This is a genomic window from Flavobacterium panacagri (genome assembly GCF_030378165.1).
In the GTDB taxonomy this organism is placed as follows: domain Bacteria; phylum Bacteroidota; class Bacteroidia; order Flavobacteriales; family Flavobacteriaceae; genus Flavobacterium; species Flavobacterium panacagri.
In genome coordinates this window covers 1099148-1115591 of record NZ_CP119766.1, presented here as the reverse complement: position 1 = coordinate 1115591, position 16444 = coordinate 1099148, and the positions used below count along the sequence as shown (strand labels likewise).

Sequence of the window (16444 nt, the reverse complement as noted above, 5' to 3'; positions counted from 1 at the left end):
CAATGATGTTATCTAAAAAAATTATTACAATGAAAAAGCTTATTTTATCCTTAGTACTCATGGCTGTAACAACAAGTTACAGCCAAGAGTTAAACCTACCAGTGTTTACGCAGTATTTAGCTGATAACCCTTTTATTCTTTCGCCTGCTTATGCCGGTATTGGAGATAACCTCCGTATTAGAGCCAATGGCTTAACACAGTGGGTCGGAATTAAAGATGCACCAGACAACCAATCTTTGTACGCAGATTTTCGTGTGCTAGATCGTTCTGGGGTGGGTATTTCGTTGTATAATGATAGCAATGGTAATACAAGACAAACCGGAGCTAAAGTTTCGTTTGCTCACCACCTTATTTTAGATTATTATTCTGAAAAATATCTATCATTTGGTATTTCATACAACTTCAATAGTTTTCGTTTAGAAACAGGAAACTTTACTGGAGATGTAAATGGTGTTCCAGTACCTTTAGATCCTTCGATTACAGACAATCGTTACAATTCAAATAATAACTTTGACCTTAGTGCTTTGTACCGTCATAAAGGATTTTATTTTAGTTTTAATGCCAACAACGTTTTAAAGAAAAATACAGATAAGTACAGAGGAGTAGAGCCAGATTTACTTTCTAATTTTCAGGTATATTCTGGATTTACTTTTAGAGACGGAGAAAACAGACGTATCGAATACGAACCATCAGTTTTCTTGCAGTATTTTGCTAGTGACCAGCGTTCTACAACCGATTTTAACTTCAAATACAGACGTTACAATCGTTATGAAGATTATTATTGGATCGGGGTTTCGTATCGTTTCTTAAACGACCAGTTTCCAAAACCATTAGCTGCAGGGCCAATGGCAGGTTTCATGAAATCTAAATTTTATTTTGCCTATTCGTATCAATTCATGTTTAACGGTCTTGGTACTTATAATACAGGAACACATTCGATCACCATCGGATTTGATTTCTTACAATCTATTAGTAACTGTCCTTGTACGCAGAGTCCAGTTCACGATTAATCGTATAATGACGATTATAATAAAAGCCCGAAAAAGGCTAACATTTTAAAGCGAGTCGCAACATTAGGTGTTTTTACCGCAATAATTTGAAAGAAAGCTTCAATAACATTAAATTTGAGTTTTATCGTTTTGTTTTTCAAAAAGGTATAAACCAAATTTGAACCATGAAAGCAAAATTTTCAGTTTATGCGAAACATATAGTATTGTGCCTCGCTTTTTTATTTTTGCCGTATGCATTTACGTCAACCCATACAGTTTTTTCATTACCGCATTTGTATAGTGATGCGCATGACAGGATTTACTTTTTTATCTATTTCACGCTTCTTTGTTTCTTTTACTTTAATTATTATTACTTAATTCCGAAGCTTTACTTTTCAGATAAAAAGGTTTTATACTACTTACTCATAATTGTTTTTCTTTTATTCTTTCTTTGGATTTCAACAGTTTTGGATCATCCAAGCCGAAACTTTTTAGATTTCGAATACCATTCTGAAAAGTTTGCAGGTCATCCTAAACCATTTGATGCTAGATTTCCGCCTCCACCGCATGGCAGACATCCAATTTCTTTTGGACTTAATGGCGGGCCACCAACTCAATACGGACACACCACTCTTGTCTATTTGATTGGAGTAATCTCTAGTTTGCTTTTTGCTATTTCAGGAAGACTGCAAAGTGTAGAAAAAGAAAAAGTAAAATCCGAATTAGCTTTTTTAAAAGCACAGATCAATCCTCATTTTCTATTTAACACTTTGAATAGTATTTATGCACTTGCCTTAAAAAAAGATGATAAAACGCCAGATGCTGTAGTACAGTTATCCGAGCTCATGCGCTATATTATGGTCAATTCTAATGATGAGGTAATCGACTTAACCAAAGAAATCAATTACATCAGCAATTTTATTTCGCTCCAAAAAACACGTTTAGGAAACACCGTAAATATTAATTATTCGGTAATAGGAAGTACACACGGAAAAGTAATAACCCCGCTTATTTTAATTTCCTTCATAGAAAATGCTTTCAAATATGGTGTGAATCCCGATCAGACTTCCGAAATTTATATAAAAATTGATATTGAAGAAGAAATACTAACTTTATACGTTTCGAATAAAAAAACATTTTCAGTTCAGTCCGATTCCGGTATTGGACTTCAGAATACCGTTGAGAGATTAAAGTTGGTATATCCTAACAAGCATGCTTTAATGATTGAAGATACAGCAGAAAAGTATGTCGTAAATTTGAGCGTTAAAATACGATGATAAAAGCAATAGCCTTAGATGATGAACCTTTAGCATTAGAAATCCTTCAAAGTTTATGTGATACTATTGATTACATAGATTTGGAACGGACTTTTACAAAATCGGATGAAGCATTTAAATATCTAAAAAAATATCCTGTCGATTTACTTTTTCTGGATATCAACATGCCATCGATTTCTGGATTGGATTTCTACAAAAAACTCCCACATAAAACCATGGTCATTTTTACAACAGCTTATTCCGAATTTGCTGTTGAAGGTTTCACGTTGAGTGCAACCGACTATTTATTAAAACCAATTTCCCTTTCAAGATTTCAACTCGCAGCCGAAAAAGCCTATTCGCAATGGAAACTGCAAAACCAAAACATCGAGCAACAGTATCTTTTCATTCGTGCCGATTACAGTTTGATTAAAATATTATTTTCAGATATCTTGTATATTGAAGGTTTGGATGATTATGTAAAGATTCATATCAAAGATCAAAAAACGGTTGTTGCACGGATGACCTTAAAAGCAATCATTCAAAAATTGCCTGAGACAGAATTTGTGCGTGTGCATCGTTCCTTTATTATTCCCATTTCTAAGGTTTCTAAAATAAGAAACAAAATCATATACATTGATCAGGTCGAAATTCCAATTAGTGCAAGTTACGAAGAAGCATTTTTTACTCTTTTCGAAGGGAATTAATATACTACCGATTATATATTAAGTCAGACTGTCCAGTATTAGACAATCTTTTCTGTTTTATCTCTATTTATTTTTCTAAGCTTCTAGAGGAGCAAAATATTTATAGAACTTCAATTACGTCAATATAAAATAGCTCTAGCGGATCGAAATCTACTACCATTGTAAAAAATATGTCGCTCCGCTGGAGCTTTTGAAACATATCTATAAAATTTTGCTATAAATATTGGGCTTCTCCGAAGCTCTTTTTTTGTTTCCTAAAATTTTCATTTCGTACAATTGGGATTTTAAATAACATTTGTCAAATTTTGATACAAATATTCATCTCTTCAAAACTTTACAAAAGCTCTTAAAATGGCTTCGGAGAAGCACAATATTTATAGTATAATTTAGTAACCTCCACATAAAGCCCCGGAGGGGTGACATAAATATTTTAAACAAAAAAGAAATATTTATCTTACAATTAAATTTATTAATTAGATTTACTACTCAATAAATTTAATGAAAACATGGCTGATACTTATTCGCAACTTTATGTTCAAATTGTTTTTGCTGTTAAGGGAAGGAAAAACCTAATTTCTAAAAACCGGAAAGACGAAATTTACAAATACATTACTGGAATTGTCACCAATCAAAAACAAAAATTGATTGCAATTAACGGAATGCCGGATCATATTCACATCTTAGTTGGAATAAAACCGAATATATCATTATCAGATTTAGTAAGAGATATTAAATCGTGTTCATCCAAATTCATTAATGAACAAAAATGGATAAATGGAAAATTTGAATGGCAGAATGGTTTTGGTGCTTTTTCATATGGACATTCACAATTAACTAATGCTATAAAATATATTGAAAATCAGGAAGAACATCACAAAACCAAAACATTCAGAGAAGAATATATTGCATTTCTAAAATTATTCAATATTGACTTCAAAAATGAATATCTTTTTGAGGATGTTTGATTTTGTGCCACTCCGTCAGAGCTTTAAATTCTAGCAGGTTATTTTAATTGTTATAGTATCCGAAGTAGATTTTTTCTATTGTACTTTTCAAACTACTTCTTTCATACTACATCGGCATTATGCGATAATGCTTTTCATTGATTACATAAATATAAAATGGAACAATTTTTATAGGTAAATTTTACTACAAAAAAATATATTTCATCTGTTTACCTCATAAATAATAACGTTTACCTCAAACTTTTTACTACGCTTCAATTTCCAATAATTTTACCTCAAAATAACTGTTAATCATTTCATTGAATAACATTTAAAAAGACAAAAAAATGGAAAGAAAAGAGTTTTTAAGAGGTTTGGGTTTAGTAGGAATTGGTACTTTGGCAATTCCAATCATAAACGCATGCAGTAAAGATGGTGACTCATCGGAGTCATCTACTGGAACCGATTCAGGTTCTGGGTCTGGATCATCTTCAAGCAGCTGTTCGGTAACACTATCTGAAACAGCAGGGCCGTTTCCAACCATTACGCCATCATCTTTAGTAAAATCAAATATTGTGATGGATAGAACTGGAGTGGCTTTTACTATTAAAATTACAATTAAAAACACCAAAGCTAATTGTGCTGTTTTAAAAGATGCAATTGTAGATATTTGGCATTGTGATAAAGATGGATATTATTCAGAATACGGAGGAACATCAATGCAGTCTGTCAATTATACTTCTTACCATTTTTTAAGAGGAAGACAAACAACAGACGAAAACGGGTTAGTGACTTTTACTTCAATTTTTCCAGGATGGTATTCAGGTCGTGCCACTCATATTCACGTTCATATTTACAATGCAAGCGGGACTTCTCTTTTGGTAACACAAATTGCTTTTCCAGAAGGAACAAATAGTGCGGTGGCTACAGTAAACGCATCAACGGCAAATGGTTATACCAAAGGATTGTCGGGTTATACCTATAATGCTTCAGATAATGTATTTTCAGATTCGGTGGCAAATGAATTAGGAACAGTTACAGGAAGTATCAGTGAAGGATATGTTTTAACACATACTATCAACGTTGCCAGTTAGTTTTTAAAAATAGTTTACCATGATAGCGCAGATTCCAGCCCAAATTTATAAGTCAGATTTAAGAGGCGTTTTCAATTCAGGAAAGCACAATTGTTTTGCGACTTTTAATTTTGAACAATATCAAGATTTATCTAGAAATGCATTTGGATCTTTAAAGATTTTTAATGAAGTAATATTGGCACCAAAACAACAGATTACCCGACTTATAAACTTAAAAACAAATGTCATTATTCTGCCTTTGTTTGGCGGAATCGAATATAAAGATAGTATTGGCAATGCCGAGTTTCTGCGTGTAGATCAAATTCGGGTTCTGGCGGCTGATGACGAATTAAATGTCGAAATCTTTAATCCGTATGAAAATGAGAATGTGAGCTATCTGGAAATCGAATTTGATATGGGAAAACAGTATTTCAAGAACTATTTCCAACAGTACAAATTTGATTTTAGTTTACACAACAAACTTTATTCTTTGTTTGAAGTAGAAAGAGCGCTTGGATTTATCGGAATATACGATGGAAGAAAACACGGGTCGTTTACTTTGAGAAACTCCAAAAATGGTGTTTTTGTATTTGTACTCAATGGCGCTTTTGAAGTAGAAGACCGACTTTTGGAATCCAAAGACGGATTAGCCTTAAAAGAAACAGGAAAAATTGAATGGGAAGCTCTTTCAGAAAATGCTATTTTAATGGTTATTGAAGTCCCTTTAAAACGCTTAATTTATGAAAATCACTAAAATAAAACTGGCATATCGAATTGTAATTGATAATTCGTCGTCCTTTTTGTGGGATAAATATGTTTTTGAAGATACCTTCAAAGAATATCAAATGCAGAGCCAGCAGTTCAATTCAGGAACCAATCCGAAGAATACCTTTCGAGAATTATTGAGTGAAAATGAGAAAGCCAATCAACTGCATTTCTTAACAGGAATTGCGGCAAACGGTTATGTAGAGCAATTAAAAGGAAATTTTCATAGAGTTGCAGATGTTTTAGGCAACAACTATTTCCCTTTTATCAATTATCAGTTGGATATTATAAATACAGATATAACCGATTCATCAAAACATAAAATTGGAATTACTTTTTATTCGCCTTTATTAAATTATTTCGGAATTATGGAAGGAAATTATTTGGTTTCTAAAAACGTTGAAAGCCAAAACGAATACGAAACCATCATGTTTCCAGTTCAGAACAATTTGTCTATTTGTTATATTCAGACAGAAGACTAAGTTATCCTCCAAAAACAAAAAATAGATCCTAATTCTTTTTTTGCCTTTCCTGTTTTTCTGTTGACAGGAAAGGTTTTTTATAAACACACAGTATTGAATTACTTCCTAAAATTGTTTTTATTCTTAAATAAACCATTTTTTTTGTAAATTTATAACGTTTTCGTTCTTTTTCTTGCTTCTTTTTTAGTTTATTCCAATTTTTTAGAAGTCTAAAAGTCCTATATTTGTTTTTCTTTCTAAAAAAAACTAAAAATTATCAAGATGAAAACTTTAAACGATTTCGATTTTAAAAATAAAAAAGCAATTATCCGTGTAGACTTTAATGTGCCGTTGGATGAGAATTTTAATGTAACGGATACTACACGTATTGAAGCTGCAAAACCAACTATTGATGCTATTTTAGCTCAAGGCGGGAGTGTAATCTTAATGTCGCATTTAGGAAGACCAAAAGGTGCTGAAGAAAAATACTCTTTAAAACATATTTTAAAAACAGCTTCTGAAATTTTAGGAGTTGAAGTTAAGTTTGCTGAAAACTGTATTGGAGAGCCAGCTCAGACAGCTGCTAAAAATTTACAGCCAGGTGAAGTTCTTTTATTAGAAAATTTACGTTTCCACGCTGAAGAAGAAGAAGGAAATGTAGTTTTTGCTAAAGAATTAGCTTCTCTTGGAGATATTTATGTAAACGATGCATTTGGTACAGCTCACAGAGCACACGCATCGACTACAATTATTGCACAATTCTTTGAAGACAAAAAATGTTTCGGAACATTATTGGCAAAAGAAATTGACAGTTTAAATAAAGTTTTAAATAACAGCGTAAAACCCGTAACAGCGGTTCTTGGAGGTTCTAAAGTTTCTTCTAAAATCACGGTTATCGAAAATATCTTAGATAAAGTAGATCACATGATTATTGGTGGAGGTATGACATTTACTTTCATTAAAGCGCAAGGTGGAAAAATTGGTGAGTCAATCTGCGAAGATGACAAACTAGATTTAGCTTTAGAAATCTTAAGACTAGCAAAAGAGAAAAACGTTCAGATTCATATTCCTGTTGATGTGGTTGCTGCAGATGATTTCTCAAATACAGCAAATACTCAAATTGTAGATGTAACTGCAATTCCAGACGGATGGCAAGGTTTAGATGCCGGTCCAAAATCTTTGGAGAACTTCAAAAAAGTAATTTTAGAGTCAAAAACAATTCTTTGGAATGGTCCATTAGGCGTTTTTGAAATGGAAACTTTCTCTAAAGGAACAATCGCTTTGGGAGATTATATTGCAGAAGCTACAGAAAATGGAGCATTTTCATTAGTTGGAGGTGGAGATTCTGTTGCGGCTGTAAAACAGTTCGGATTTGAAGATAAAATGAGCTACGTTTCTACTGGTGGCGGGGCTATGCTTGAAATGTTAGAGGGAAGAACTTTACCTGGAATCGCGGCGATTTTGGAGTAAAATATCACAATTAACATTTTTTTAATTAGTTTTCTTCGATAAAGGGCTTATTTTTGCAAAAGTACACTTGTTGTAATTGTTTGAATTACAGAATTTTAAAATAATGTTATATGATTGTAAGGAAAATATCATTAGTGGTTTCGGCTTTCTTTTCGTTAGCGGTCTCGGCTCAAGAATTGGCAAAGACAGAATTACAAGTTAAGCCAGAAGTTAAGCTTTCATATTTAGACTCTATTAAGGGAACATTCAAAAAAAACGATCTTGCTACAAAAGTAGATAGTTTGTGGATGAATGAATTAGTAAGTCTCGATATTTATGAAGACCTGACTAAAGACATTCAAACCATCAACAAAGATGTTACAGTTGATGAAGAACTGCCGACCGAATTGCTTAAACAGCGTTTGGCAGCGATGAATGAGAAATCACCTTTTGAGATTGAATACAATCAAGGTTTAGAAAATATAATAAAGTCATTTCTTAAGAACCGTAAAAAATCGTTTTCTCGATTAATGGCTTTATCAGAATATTATTTCCCAATCTTCGAGGACGCTTTTGCCAAACAAAACGTTCCTTTGGAAATAAAATATTTAGCCGTTGTAGAATCTGCTTTAAACCCTAAAGCAGTTTCTAAAATGGGTGCCACGGGAATTTGGCAGTTCATGTACGGAACCGGAAAACAATACGCTTTAAAAATTGATTCTTATATTGATGAAAGAAGCGATCCTCTTAAAGCCACTGCAGCCTGTTCTGAATACATGACCAAAATGTTCAATATTTTTGGTGACTGGGAACTGGTTTTAGCTTCTTACAACTCAGGTCCAGGAAATGTTACTAAAGCAATTCGTCGTTCTGGCGGAAAAACAAAATATTGGGACATTCGTAATTATCTTCCAAAAGAAACTCAAGGTTACGTTCCTGCTTTCTTAGCAACAATGTATCTTTTTGAATATCATAAAGAACATGGAATTAACCCAGAAAGAGCTGTCGTTAAAAACTTTGAAACCGATACGGTAGCAATCAAAAATCAAATGTCTTTCAAACAGATTGCCGATTTGTTAGACATGCCACAATCTCAAATTCAGCTTTTAAATCCATCTTATAAAATGAATGTGGTTCCTTATTATCAAGGAGAACAGCACTTTATTAGACTTCCAAAAGATAAAATCGCAACCTTTGTTTCCAATGAAGAACAGATTTATGCTTATGTGAAACATGATACAGAGTTTAGATCAACTTCTTCTAGACTTGCTGTAAAATACGCTCCAAAAGCAAAACCAGCAGCAACGAAACCAGCAGCAATTGAAAAAGGGGATTTCGAATTTTATAAAGTTAGAAAAGGAGATAATTTAGGAGCAATTGCATCTAAATATGATGTTAGCATTTCTGATATTAAAAAATGGAATAACTTAAAAACAAATGCCGTAGCAATTGGAAGAAGCTTGAAAATCAAAGCAGAAGAGGAAGCTCCTGTTAAATCAATTCAAGCTGTAGAAAAAGAACAAGCTGTTGCATCTGTTGAAAATAAAGAGAAAACAGCTGTAGATATGGACTATGTTGTAGCAGCTGGAGACAATTTAGGAAGCATTGCAAAGAAATTCGGTACGACTATTGCGGAGTTAAAAGAACTTAACAATTTAACTTCAAATAACATTGGTTTAGGAAAAACATTGATTATTTCTAAAGCAGCGATAGTGATAGAAGAACCTGCTTCAACAGCAATTGCATCAAACTCGGTTGATTCATTCAAGAAAAAAGCACCTTCTAAAAACGTTAGTGAAGATTATTACGTTAAAAAAGGAGATTCTTTATACAGCATTTCTAAAAAATATCCTGGAGTAACTATTTCAGATATTAAAAAATGGAATGATATTAAAGATGAAGATATTAAACCGGGAATGAAACTTAAAATAAACGGATAAAAGAAAAATCTTATTTAAATTTGGGTTTTATTTCATAAATTAAGAAAATGAATAAAACCCATTTTTTATTGCTATTACTTCCATTTTTCCTGATTTCCTGTTTTAAAGGTGAAAAACAGAACGATCCAGTTTCAGGAAAAACCAATACTATTTCGATCATTATCGATGATCAGTTATGGTATGGAGAAGTTGGGGATAGTATTCGAAATAAATTTGCTTCGCCGGTTCTTGGACTTACACAAGAAGAACCGCTTTTTACCATCAATCAATATCCTGCCCGATTACTGGAAGGTTTTGTCACAGACAGCCGAAGTATTATTGTCGTTAAAAAAACGGCTGCTGAGAAATTCGAAATAATTCACAGCAAAGATTTACCACACAACACTTTCCGCATTTACGAAAAATCTGTCGACGATCTTATCTGCAGTATTGAAGATAATTCGGCAGAAATCATCAGACAAATTCGAAATTCAGAAATCCAAAAGCTACAAGAGGATAATAGAAAATCACTTTTGAACCCTGCAATACTTAAAAATAAATTTCACATCAATATTGAGATTCCGATAGGCTATGAATACATGCTCCATAAGAAGAATTTTATTTGGCTGAAAAAAGAAATTATCAGTGGTAATACCAGTTTATTGTTTTATCAAATACCGCTTCGTAATTTTGAGAAGAAAAAAGACATTGTCAATTCCATCGTTCGCATGCGTGACTCCGTTGGTCGTTACATCAAAGGTCGCGAACCTAATACGCCTATGATTACCAGTGAAGCTTATGCGCCTTATTTCTCTAAAGTAACTTTAGACAAGAAAGATGCTTTTGAAACCAAAGGAACTTGGGAATTGAAGAATGATTTTATGGCTGGGCCTTTTATCAATTATGCTATTGTAGATAAAATGTATAACCGTCTTTTGGTTATAGAAGGGTTCTGTTATTCTCCTTCCAATCAAGAACGGGATTTAATGCTAGAGCTGGAAGCTATTATCAAATCGGTTAAAGTGGAGAAGAGGTAGTTTTTTCCTAACCGCAAAGAACGCAAGGTTTTACGCAAAGGACATAAAGATTATTGTTTCGCCACAAATTCACGAATTCACGCTAATCTATAGTCTTAAATTTTAAAAAATAATTTGTGCGAATTTATGTAATTTGTGGTTATAAATTTATCTATGTACATCCGCCATTTTCAAAAAGTTAGCCAGAGATTATTGGCATTATAAGAGTTTTTTTTTCCACGAATTATACGAATTAATGCTAATCTATAGTCTTAAATTTTAAAAAAATAATTTGTGCGAATCTGTGTAATTTGTGGTTATAAATTTATCTATGTACATCTGCCATTTTCAAAAAGTTAGCCAGAGATTATTGGCATTATATAAGTTTTTTTTGCCACGAATTACACGAATTCACGCTAATCTATAGTCTTAAATTTAAAAAAAATAATTTGTGCGAATTTGTGTAATTCGTGGCAAAAGAAAAAAAGAAAATCCCTTTAATCTGTGGTAATAAATTTCTGCATCAATTGGCATTTTTCCAAATACATGAGTTATGTTTAAAGCTTTGCGAACTTTACTTTTATACCCAATAATGTATAACAAATAACTTAGCGTGTTTTGCGTAAACCTTAGCGCCCTTTGCGGTTAAACAAACATTCGCATAAACCTGAAACAAATCATTTTAATATATTTCTTACTTTTGTTTTTATAACAAACATAAAAACAAATAGTTATGAAAAAATTAACAGCAACACTAGTATTGTTTGTACTCTGTTTTATTTCTTGTAAAAAAGAAGTAAAAACTGAAACAGTAACCGAACCAAAAGTTTCAGACAGCATTAAGACAGAAGAGCCAGTAGCCGAAAAACCAGCAGACTCTGCAGCAGTAGCCAAAGCATGGCAAGATTTTGCAACGCCAGGTGAACCACATAAATGGATGGCCGAAGAAGTAGGAACATGGAATTGTGAAATGACCTTTTGGTACGAACCAAATGGAAAACCCGAAAAAGCATCGTCAGTAGCCACCATCAAAATGATTTTAGGCGGACGCTATCAGGAAGCAAATTATGTTGGAAAAATAATGGGTGCGCCATTTGAAGGTAAAAGTACCTTAGCTTTCAATAATGCCAGTAAAGAATATACCTCTACTTTTATTGACAATATGGGAACCGGAATGATGGTTGGAATTGGTAAATATGACGAAAGTACCAAAAGTGCAGAATTCAAAGGCGAATTTGTAGATCCTGCTACTGGAAAAAAGAACCCGTACAGAGAAGTATATACTATCGTAGATCCCAAAACACGTAAAATGGAAATGTACGATATAAAAAATGGTACCGAATATAAAAGCATGGAAATTTTAATGAAGAAAAAATAGCTTCTTCATTCTGTACAGTTTTTAAGAATCCCAATTGCAGTTTTGCGATTGGGATTTCTATTTCATGTAATTTTGTTCCATGAACAATAAACAACAAACCAAAAACAATAAACGATAAAAATGTTAAAATGGAAAATAAAGCCTTTTGAGGCATTAAATGTAAATGAGCTATATGATTTACTCAAACTAAGAAGTGAAATCTTTGTAGTCGAGCAAAACTGCGTTTATTTGGATCTTGATGGCAAAGACAAGAAAGCCTTGCATCTAATTGGCGAATATGAAGGCAAAATTGTAGCCTATTCTCGTTTGTTCGATGCTGGAATTAGTTTTGATAATGCCTCGATAGGAAGAGTAGTGGTAGATGCCAATTACAGAGATAAAAAATGGGGACACGAATTAATGCGAGAAGCCATTGCCGGAATTAAAGCTAACTTTGGAAAAGATAAAATTACTATTGGCGCGCAATTATATTTAAAGAAGTTCTACGAAAGCCACGGATTTGTGCAGACAAGCGAAATGTATCTGGAAGATGATATCCCACATATTGAGATGATTCGAGAGTAAAGTATTTTTCATAAACAAATCAGGAGAATTTCATGATTAGAATAAAGGTCTAGATTTCAGTTATTTATTCGTTTTTTTGAGGAAAGTTTTTTTATTTGATTGTTTTTTGAATTCGATATTTATTTAATTTTAGAAGAAAAAAACTATGAAAAAGATTCTTCTAACCATTTTTGTATTGATTTTGTCGCAGTATAATTTCAGTCAAAACAAATTGAAAGTTGGTGAAACAGCTCCAAAGCTCACTATTACAGATTATCTGCAAAATGTTCCTGAAGATAAAAATTTTGATAAAAAGTTTATGTTACTGGAATTTTGGGCAACTTGGTGTACAACCTGTTTAGAAGAAGTTCCAAAATTAAACCAAATGCAGGAAAGGTTTAAGAATCAAAAGGACTTAGTTTTTGTTTCTATTACATACGAGTCTCCAGCAAAAACAAAGAAAACTTTAGAAAGAGTAAAGTTTAATTCTATTGTAGTAAGCGATCAGACTAAAAAAGCTTTAAACGATTTTGTGATTGATGACAAAGGAACTATTGCTCTTCCAAAAACTATTTTAATTGATAATAAAGGAATTGTAAGATGGATTGGCGTACCTTATACGATTAATGATACTGTAATTACGAAGTTTCTTGAAGGAAAAGAAATTCTGGAATCAGATCATACAGTTTCGAACAGACCACCTCCACCAGTTGTTAAATAAATAGATTCGTAGTATTTAAAAGTTCAGGAATTAAGATTTTGATTTTTAAACTGTTTGAGTTTTTCTTTCAGGATCTTATTTTCTTTTTTCAACAGCTCAATATGCTCCAGTACAAAATTTGGTATATTAAACTGGAGCATTTTTACTGTTGTATTTTTTAGGTTTATTTCTTCATCAGGTTCATAAATAACTTCTTTTTCAACTCCCAATACTTTTGCAATTTTAACCCATTCAACTTCAGAGATTTTCTTGTGACCATTTTCCCTTCTGCTATAATTGGATTGTGTCATGCCAATTAAATCTGCGAGTTCTTCTTGAGAAATGCCTTTGGCAAGCCTTGCATTGGTGAGTTTTGTTTTAGTCATCTTTGTTTTGTTTTTAATGAATTAAATAAAACAATCTCTTGTTATAAGATTTTCATTTAGCGCAGATTTTATCTTTTAGTTTCAAGTATTTCTATTTTATTTTTTAGCACTTCAATCTGCATTTGCTGATCTTGGATAGCCTTTAATAAAAGTGGAGTCAGTTTACTGTAATCTACCTGCCAAGGATCTGTCTTTTCATTTTCTCCACCTACGGTTACTGCTTGAGGATAAACTTTATAAAGTTCCTGTGCCAAAAAACCAGTACATAATGTCTTTTTCTCGTCAGCTTTGTAGTTGTAATCATCTACTTTTATTTTCATAATATCCGATAAACCGTAATGGGTGGGTTTAATATTTTCTTTAAGGCGACTATCACTTGTCGTATTGTATACAACTGACGTACCTGTAGTAACAACACTTCCAACACGATTTCCAGCAACATAATATTCAGTCATATTTGCTGAAGTGTAACCTTTTCCTTTACTCAGCATTAGAGGTGTTCCGGAACCTCCGCTTCCTTTTTGAATTCTTACACTGTTGTTACTTATGTCAACACCATCAGCAGATGCAGTACCATCCCATATATTTCCTGTAAAGGCGGCATTTGTATAATTTACTAGAATTCCTAAAGTTTGTTTGCCATCTATATGTAATGGCGCAGCAGGTGAATTAATCCCGATACCTACTTTGCCCATTTGGTAAATATTTTGTGTGTTGGAAGTAGCACTTGTTTTTGTGGATGAATTAAACCAAGGTTCAAGATCGGTTATTAGTCTTATCCATTTTGATCCATCATTATAATATTCTCCAGGTGTTACGGCGGCTACACCTGTACCTGCGGTTGCTGTATTATATACATGCATCCCCGCGACATGAGCACTCATAGGCGAAGCAGCAGTAGTAGAAGTTAAAGTTACTTTTGGTAATAATAATCCTTTGTCATTTGTGCCATTAGTTTTGTTTAAATCTAGTATGGCATTTTTGTTCGGATTATTTCCAATCATGCCAACTTGTGCATAGATGCCTAAACTTGTAAAACAATAAGATAAAAAAATTGCTCTGATATACTTTCTCATAACATTTTAAAATTAAAAATGCAAAACTATTGCATGGGTAAGTTTTTTCTTATTCATTCTTATGCAAATATATTTCGCATAAGAATGGAATAATTTACTACTTTAAAAGTTTTTGGAAGAGATTGCTAAAAAAAGTGATGGGGATATTTTAATAGCTGTAAAAGGATATCTTTGTTTTAATATTCTTTAGCTCAACAAATATATAAACAAATGTTTATAAAAAACAACCAATGATGATAAAAATGTCAACCATTAACGAGAGAGTTTTATTGTTGATTGAAAATCAAAGCAACGATAATAAAAGAAAATTTGCTAAAAGTATTGGATATTCAGCACAAGTAATTTCAAATATTGTTTCTGGGAGAAAGAGTAATCCAAGCTTCGAAGTGTTATTTGCTATTACTAAAACATTTGTTGATGTGAATCCAGAATGGCTCCTAACAGGAAAAGGAGAAATGCTAAAAGTGCCCGTTAAAGCGGCAGAAGAACCAATTACTTCTACAGAAAAACGGGAACTGGATTATAAGGTTTTGTATGAAGAAGCGAAATATACCATTGAACTGCAAAAGAAGTATATTGAGAATCTGGAACTAGAGCTCAAGAACAAGGGCACTTAAAAATTTTGTCTTCATCTATCATTTTTAAAACTTATATGGGAGGAAATATTAGACAATACGATGTTCCTTTGAATTAAGTAATTTTTCAACACTAATAGTTTTAAATAAGCTAATTTTTCTAACCAAAACCATTGTATTTTTAATACCGCTAGGAAGTATTTTTTAGCGGTTTTTTATGGTTTTTTTTGTAAAAAGGAGCAGAGGTTATGTTTTTGTCATCCTGAGGAACAAAGGATGACAAAATGGGGTTAAAACTATATTTTTCCGCAACTTTGTGAGATTAGTTTTCACCAGACAAAAAAGAAAAAACCTTTGTGCCTTAGCGCCTTCGTGGCAAAAAAACGGGCAAAAAAAAACTTTAAATCTTAGTAATTAAAAACTCCACCCGCCGATCGTATTTATCTCCATGATGGAGCGGATATTTATTCCCGCATCCAACGTAAGTCATACGGCTTTTAGATATTTTTTTATTTATTAAATAATGAAAAACCGTTTTAGCGCGATTCCACGAAAGTCTTCTTTCTTTGGTATCCCGGTCAATGCCGTCGCTGTAAATTTCTGGTGTACAGCAGACATGGCCGCGTATTTCAAAGTTTAGATTTGAATGATTTTGAAGCGTTGCAGCAATATTATCTAGCTCTTTTTTTGCAGTGCTGGTAAGTTTGGCACTTCCAATATTGAAGAGAATGGTTTCGAGATAAACTCGGTCTCCAACTTTTAGTTTGTCTTTAAAGGAAGTATGGACATCCTTTCCGAAATTATGTTTTTTGACAACAATTAAATCAACCCGCCGATTTAGAAGACGGGTTTCATGAAGATTTTTTACTGTATCTGTTTTTACTTTAATACGTCCGCGTCCTTCCAGAATAACAATTTTATTCTTTTTGAAACCGTAACGAACCAGTAGGTTTTGTATTGTAAATGCGCGTTTATTAGATAATTTAAAATTGTATGAATCTGTCCCTCTGTCATCGCAATACCCATAAATCTGTATAGACTCGACCTTAGAGGTGTCTATATTTTTTATAAAGCTCGAAACAACTGTTTTTTGCTTATCTGTTAAATCATATCTGTCAAATTCAAAATAGATAGTTTCAACAGGTTTTTGCTGCGCCGATACTGTATAAAATGAAAGAAGAAGTATGGCTAGGGATAGCTTCATTCA

Annotated in this window: 17 protein-coding genes; 14 read left to right on the top strand and 3 right to left on the bottom strand. The window is 32.7% G+C overall.

Translation table 11 applies throughout. The annotated features are described in order from the left end of the window. Positions 1 to 29 precede the first annotated feature (29 nt). From P2W65_RS05145 to P2W65_RS05085, 13 genes are all read left to right on the top strand, one after another. Complete coding sequence (locus tag P2W65_RS05145; protein ID WP_289663931.1) at positions 30 to 1010, top strand: PorP/SprF family type IX secretion system membrane protein; 981 nt, start codon at positions 30 to 32, stop codon at positions 1008 to 1010. Between the two features lie 164 nt (positions 1011 to 1174). Further along, entirely contained in the window at positions 1175 to 2266 is a 1092-nt protein-coding gene (locus P2W65_RS05140; protein WP_289663930.1) for a sensor histidine kinase, read from the top strand. Beyond that, positions 2263 to 2952, top strand: coding sequence for a LytR/AlgR family response regulator transcription factor (locus P2W65_RS05135; protein WP_289663929.1), 690 nt, complete (start codon positions 2263 to 2265; stop codon positions 2950 to 2952). The genes P2W65_RS05140 and P2W65_RS05135 overlap by 4 nt, the downstream gene beginning before the upstream one ends. A 506-nt stretch (positions 2953 to 3458) precedes the next feature. Beyond that, the gene (tnpA, locus tag P2W65_RS05130) at positions 3459 to 3917 is read left to right on the top strand and encodes an IS200/IS605 family transposase (RefSeq protein WP_289663927.1); all 459 of its coding nucleotides are present in this window, start codon (positions 3459 to 3461) and stop codon (positions 3915 to 3917) included. Positions 3918 to 4243: 326 nt separating this feature from the next. After that, positions 4244 to 4990, top strand: a complete 747-nt coding sequence (locus tag P2W65_RS05125; RefSeq protein ID WP_289663926.1) for a dioxygenase family protein — start codon at positions 4244 to 4246, stop codon at positions 4988 to 4990. Between the two features lie 19 nt (positions 4991 to 5009). Beyond that, positions 5010 to 5723 (top strand): pirin family protein, encoded by a 714-nt coding sequence (locus tag P2W65_RS05120; RefSeq protein WP_289663925.1) that lies wholly within the window; start codon positions 5010 to 5012, stop codon positions 5721 to 5723. Further along, the gene (locus P2W65_RS05115; RefSeq protein ID WP_289663923.1) at positions 5710 to 6216 is read left to right on the top strand and encodes a hypothetical protein; all 507 of its coding nucleotides are present in this window, start codon (positions 5710 to 5712) and stop codon (positions 6214 to 6216) included. Before P2W65_RS05120 ends, P2W65_RS05115 begins: the two co-directional genes overlap by 14 nt. A gap of 261 nt (positions 6217 to 6477) precedes the next feature. Further along, positions 6478 to 7665: a phosphoglycerate kinase gene (locus tag P2W65_RS05110; RefSeq protein WP_289663922.1), complete on the top strand. Its 1188-nt coding sequence runs from the start codon at positions 6478 to 6480 to the stop codon at positions 7663 to 7665. A 110-nt stretch (positions 7666 to 7775) separates the two neighbouring features. Beyond that, on the top strand, positions 7776 to 9584 hold the full coding sequence (locus P2W65_RS05105; protein ID WP_289663921.1) for a LysM peptidoglycan-binding domain-containing protein: 1809 nt from the start codon (positions 7776 to 7778) through the stop codon (positions 9582 to 9584). A 47-nt stretch (positions 9585 to 9631) separates the two neighbouring features. Next, positions 9632 to 10600 (top strand): DUF4837 family protein, encoded by a 969-nt coding sequence (locus P2W65_RS05100; protein WP_289663920.1) that lies wholly within the window; start codon positions 9632 to 9634, stop codon positions 10598 to 10600. Positions 10601 to 11312: 712 nt separating this feature from the next. Further along, a complete protein-coding gene (locus P2W65_RS05095; RefSeq protein ID WP_289663919.1) occupies positions 11313 to 11957 on the top strand; it encodes a DUF1579 domain-containing protein in 645 nt (214 codons plus the stop codon). 120 nt (positions 11958 to 12077) lie between these two features. Beyond that, on the top strand, positions 12078 to 12521 hold the full coding sequence (locus P2W65_RS05090) for a GNAT family N-acetyltransferase (RefSeq protein WP_289663917.1): 444 nt from the start codon (positions 12078 to 12080) through the stop codon (positions 12519 to 12521). A gap of 145 nt (positions 12522 to 12666) precedes the next feature. Next, positions 12667 to 13221, top strand: coding sequence for a TlpA family protein disulfide reductase (locus tag P2W65_RS05085; protein ID WP_289663916.1), 555 nt, complete (start codon positions 12667 to 12669; stop codon positions 13219 to 13221). Positions 13222 to 13244: 23 nt separating this feature from the next. On the opposite strand, the gene P2W65_RS05080 is transcribed toward P2W65_RS05085, so the two are convergent. After that, positions 13245 to 13586: a helix-turn-helix domain-containing protein gene (locus tag P2W65_RS05080; RefSeq protein ID WP_289663914.1), complete on the bottom strand. Its 342-nt coding sequence runs from the start codon at positions 13584 to 13586 to the stop codon at positions 13245 to 13247. A 68-nt stretch (positions 13587 to 13654) separates the two neighbouring features. Further along, on the bottom strand, positions 13655 to 14662 hold the full coding sequence (locus P2W65_RS05075; protein ID WP_289663913.1) for a tail fiber domain-containing protein: 1008 nt from the start codon (positions 14660 to 14662) through the stop codon (positions 13655 to 13657). Between the two features lie 242 nt (positions 14663 to 14904). Here P2W65_RS05075 and P2W65_RS05070 point away from each other — a divergent pair, with 242 nt between their 5' ends. Next, entirely contained in the window at positions 14905 to 15279 is a 375-nt protein-coding gene (locus tag P2W65_RS05070) for a helix-turn-helix domain-containing protein (protein WP_289663912.1), read from the top strand. 358 nt (positions 15280 to 15637) lie between these two features. Here the strand turns inward: P2W65_RS05070 and P2W65_RS05065 are convergent, their stop codons facing one another. Beyond that, a complete protein-coding gene (locus tag P2W65_RS05065) occupies positions 15638 to 16441 on the bottom strand; it encodes an OmpA family protein (RefSeq protein WP_289663911.1) in 804 nt (267 codons plus the stop codon). Between the last annotated feature and the right edge of the window lie 3 nt (positions 16442 to 16444).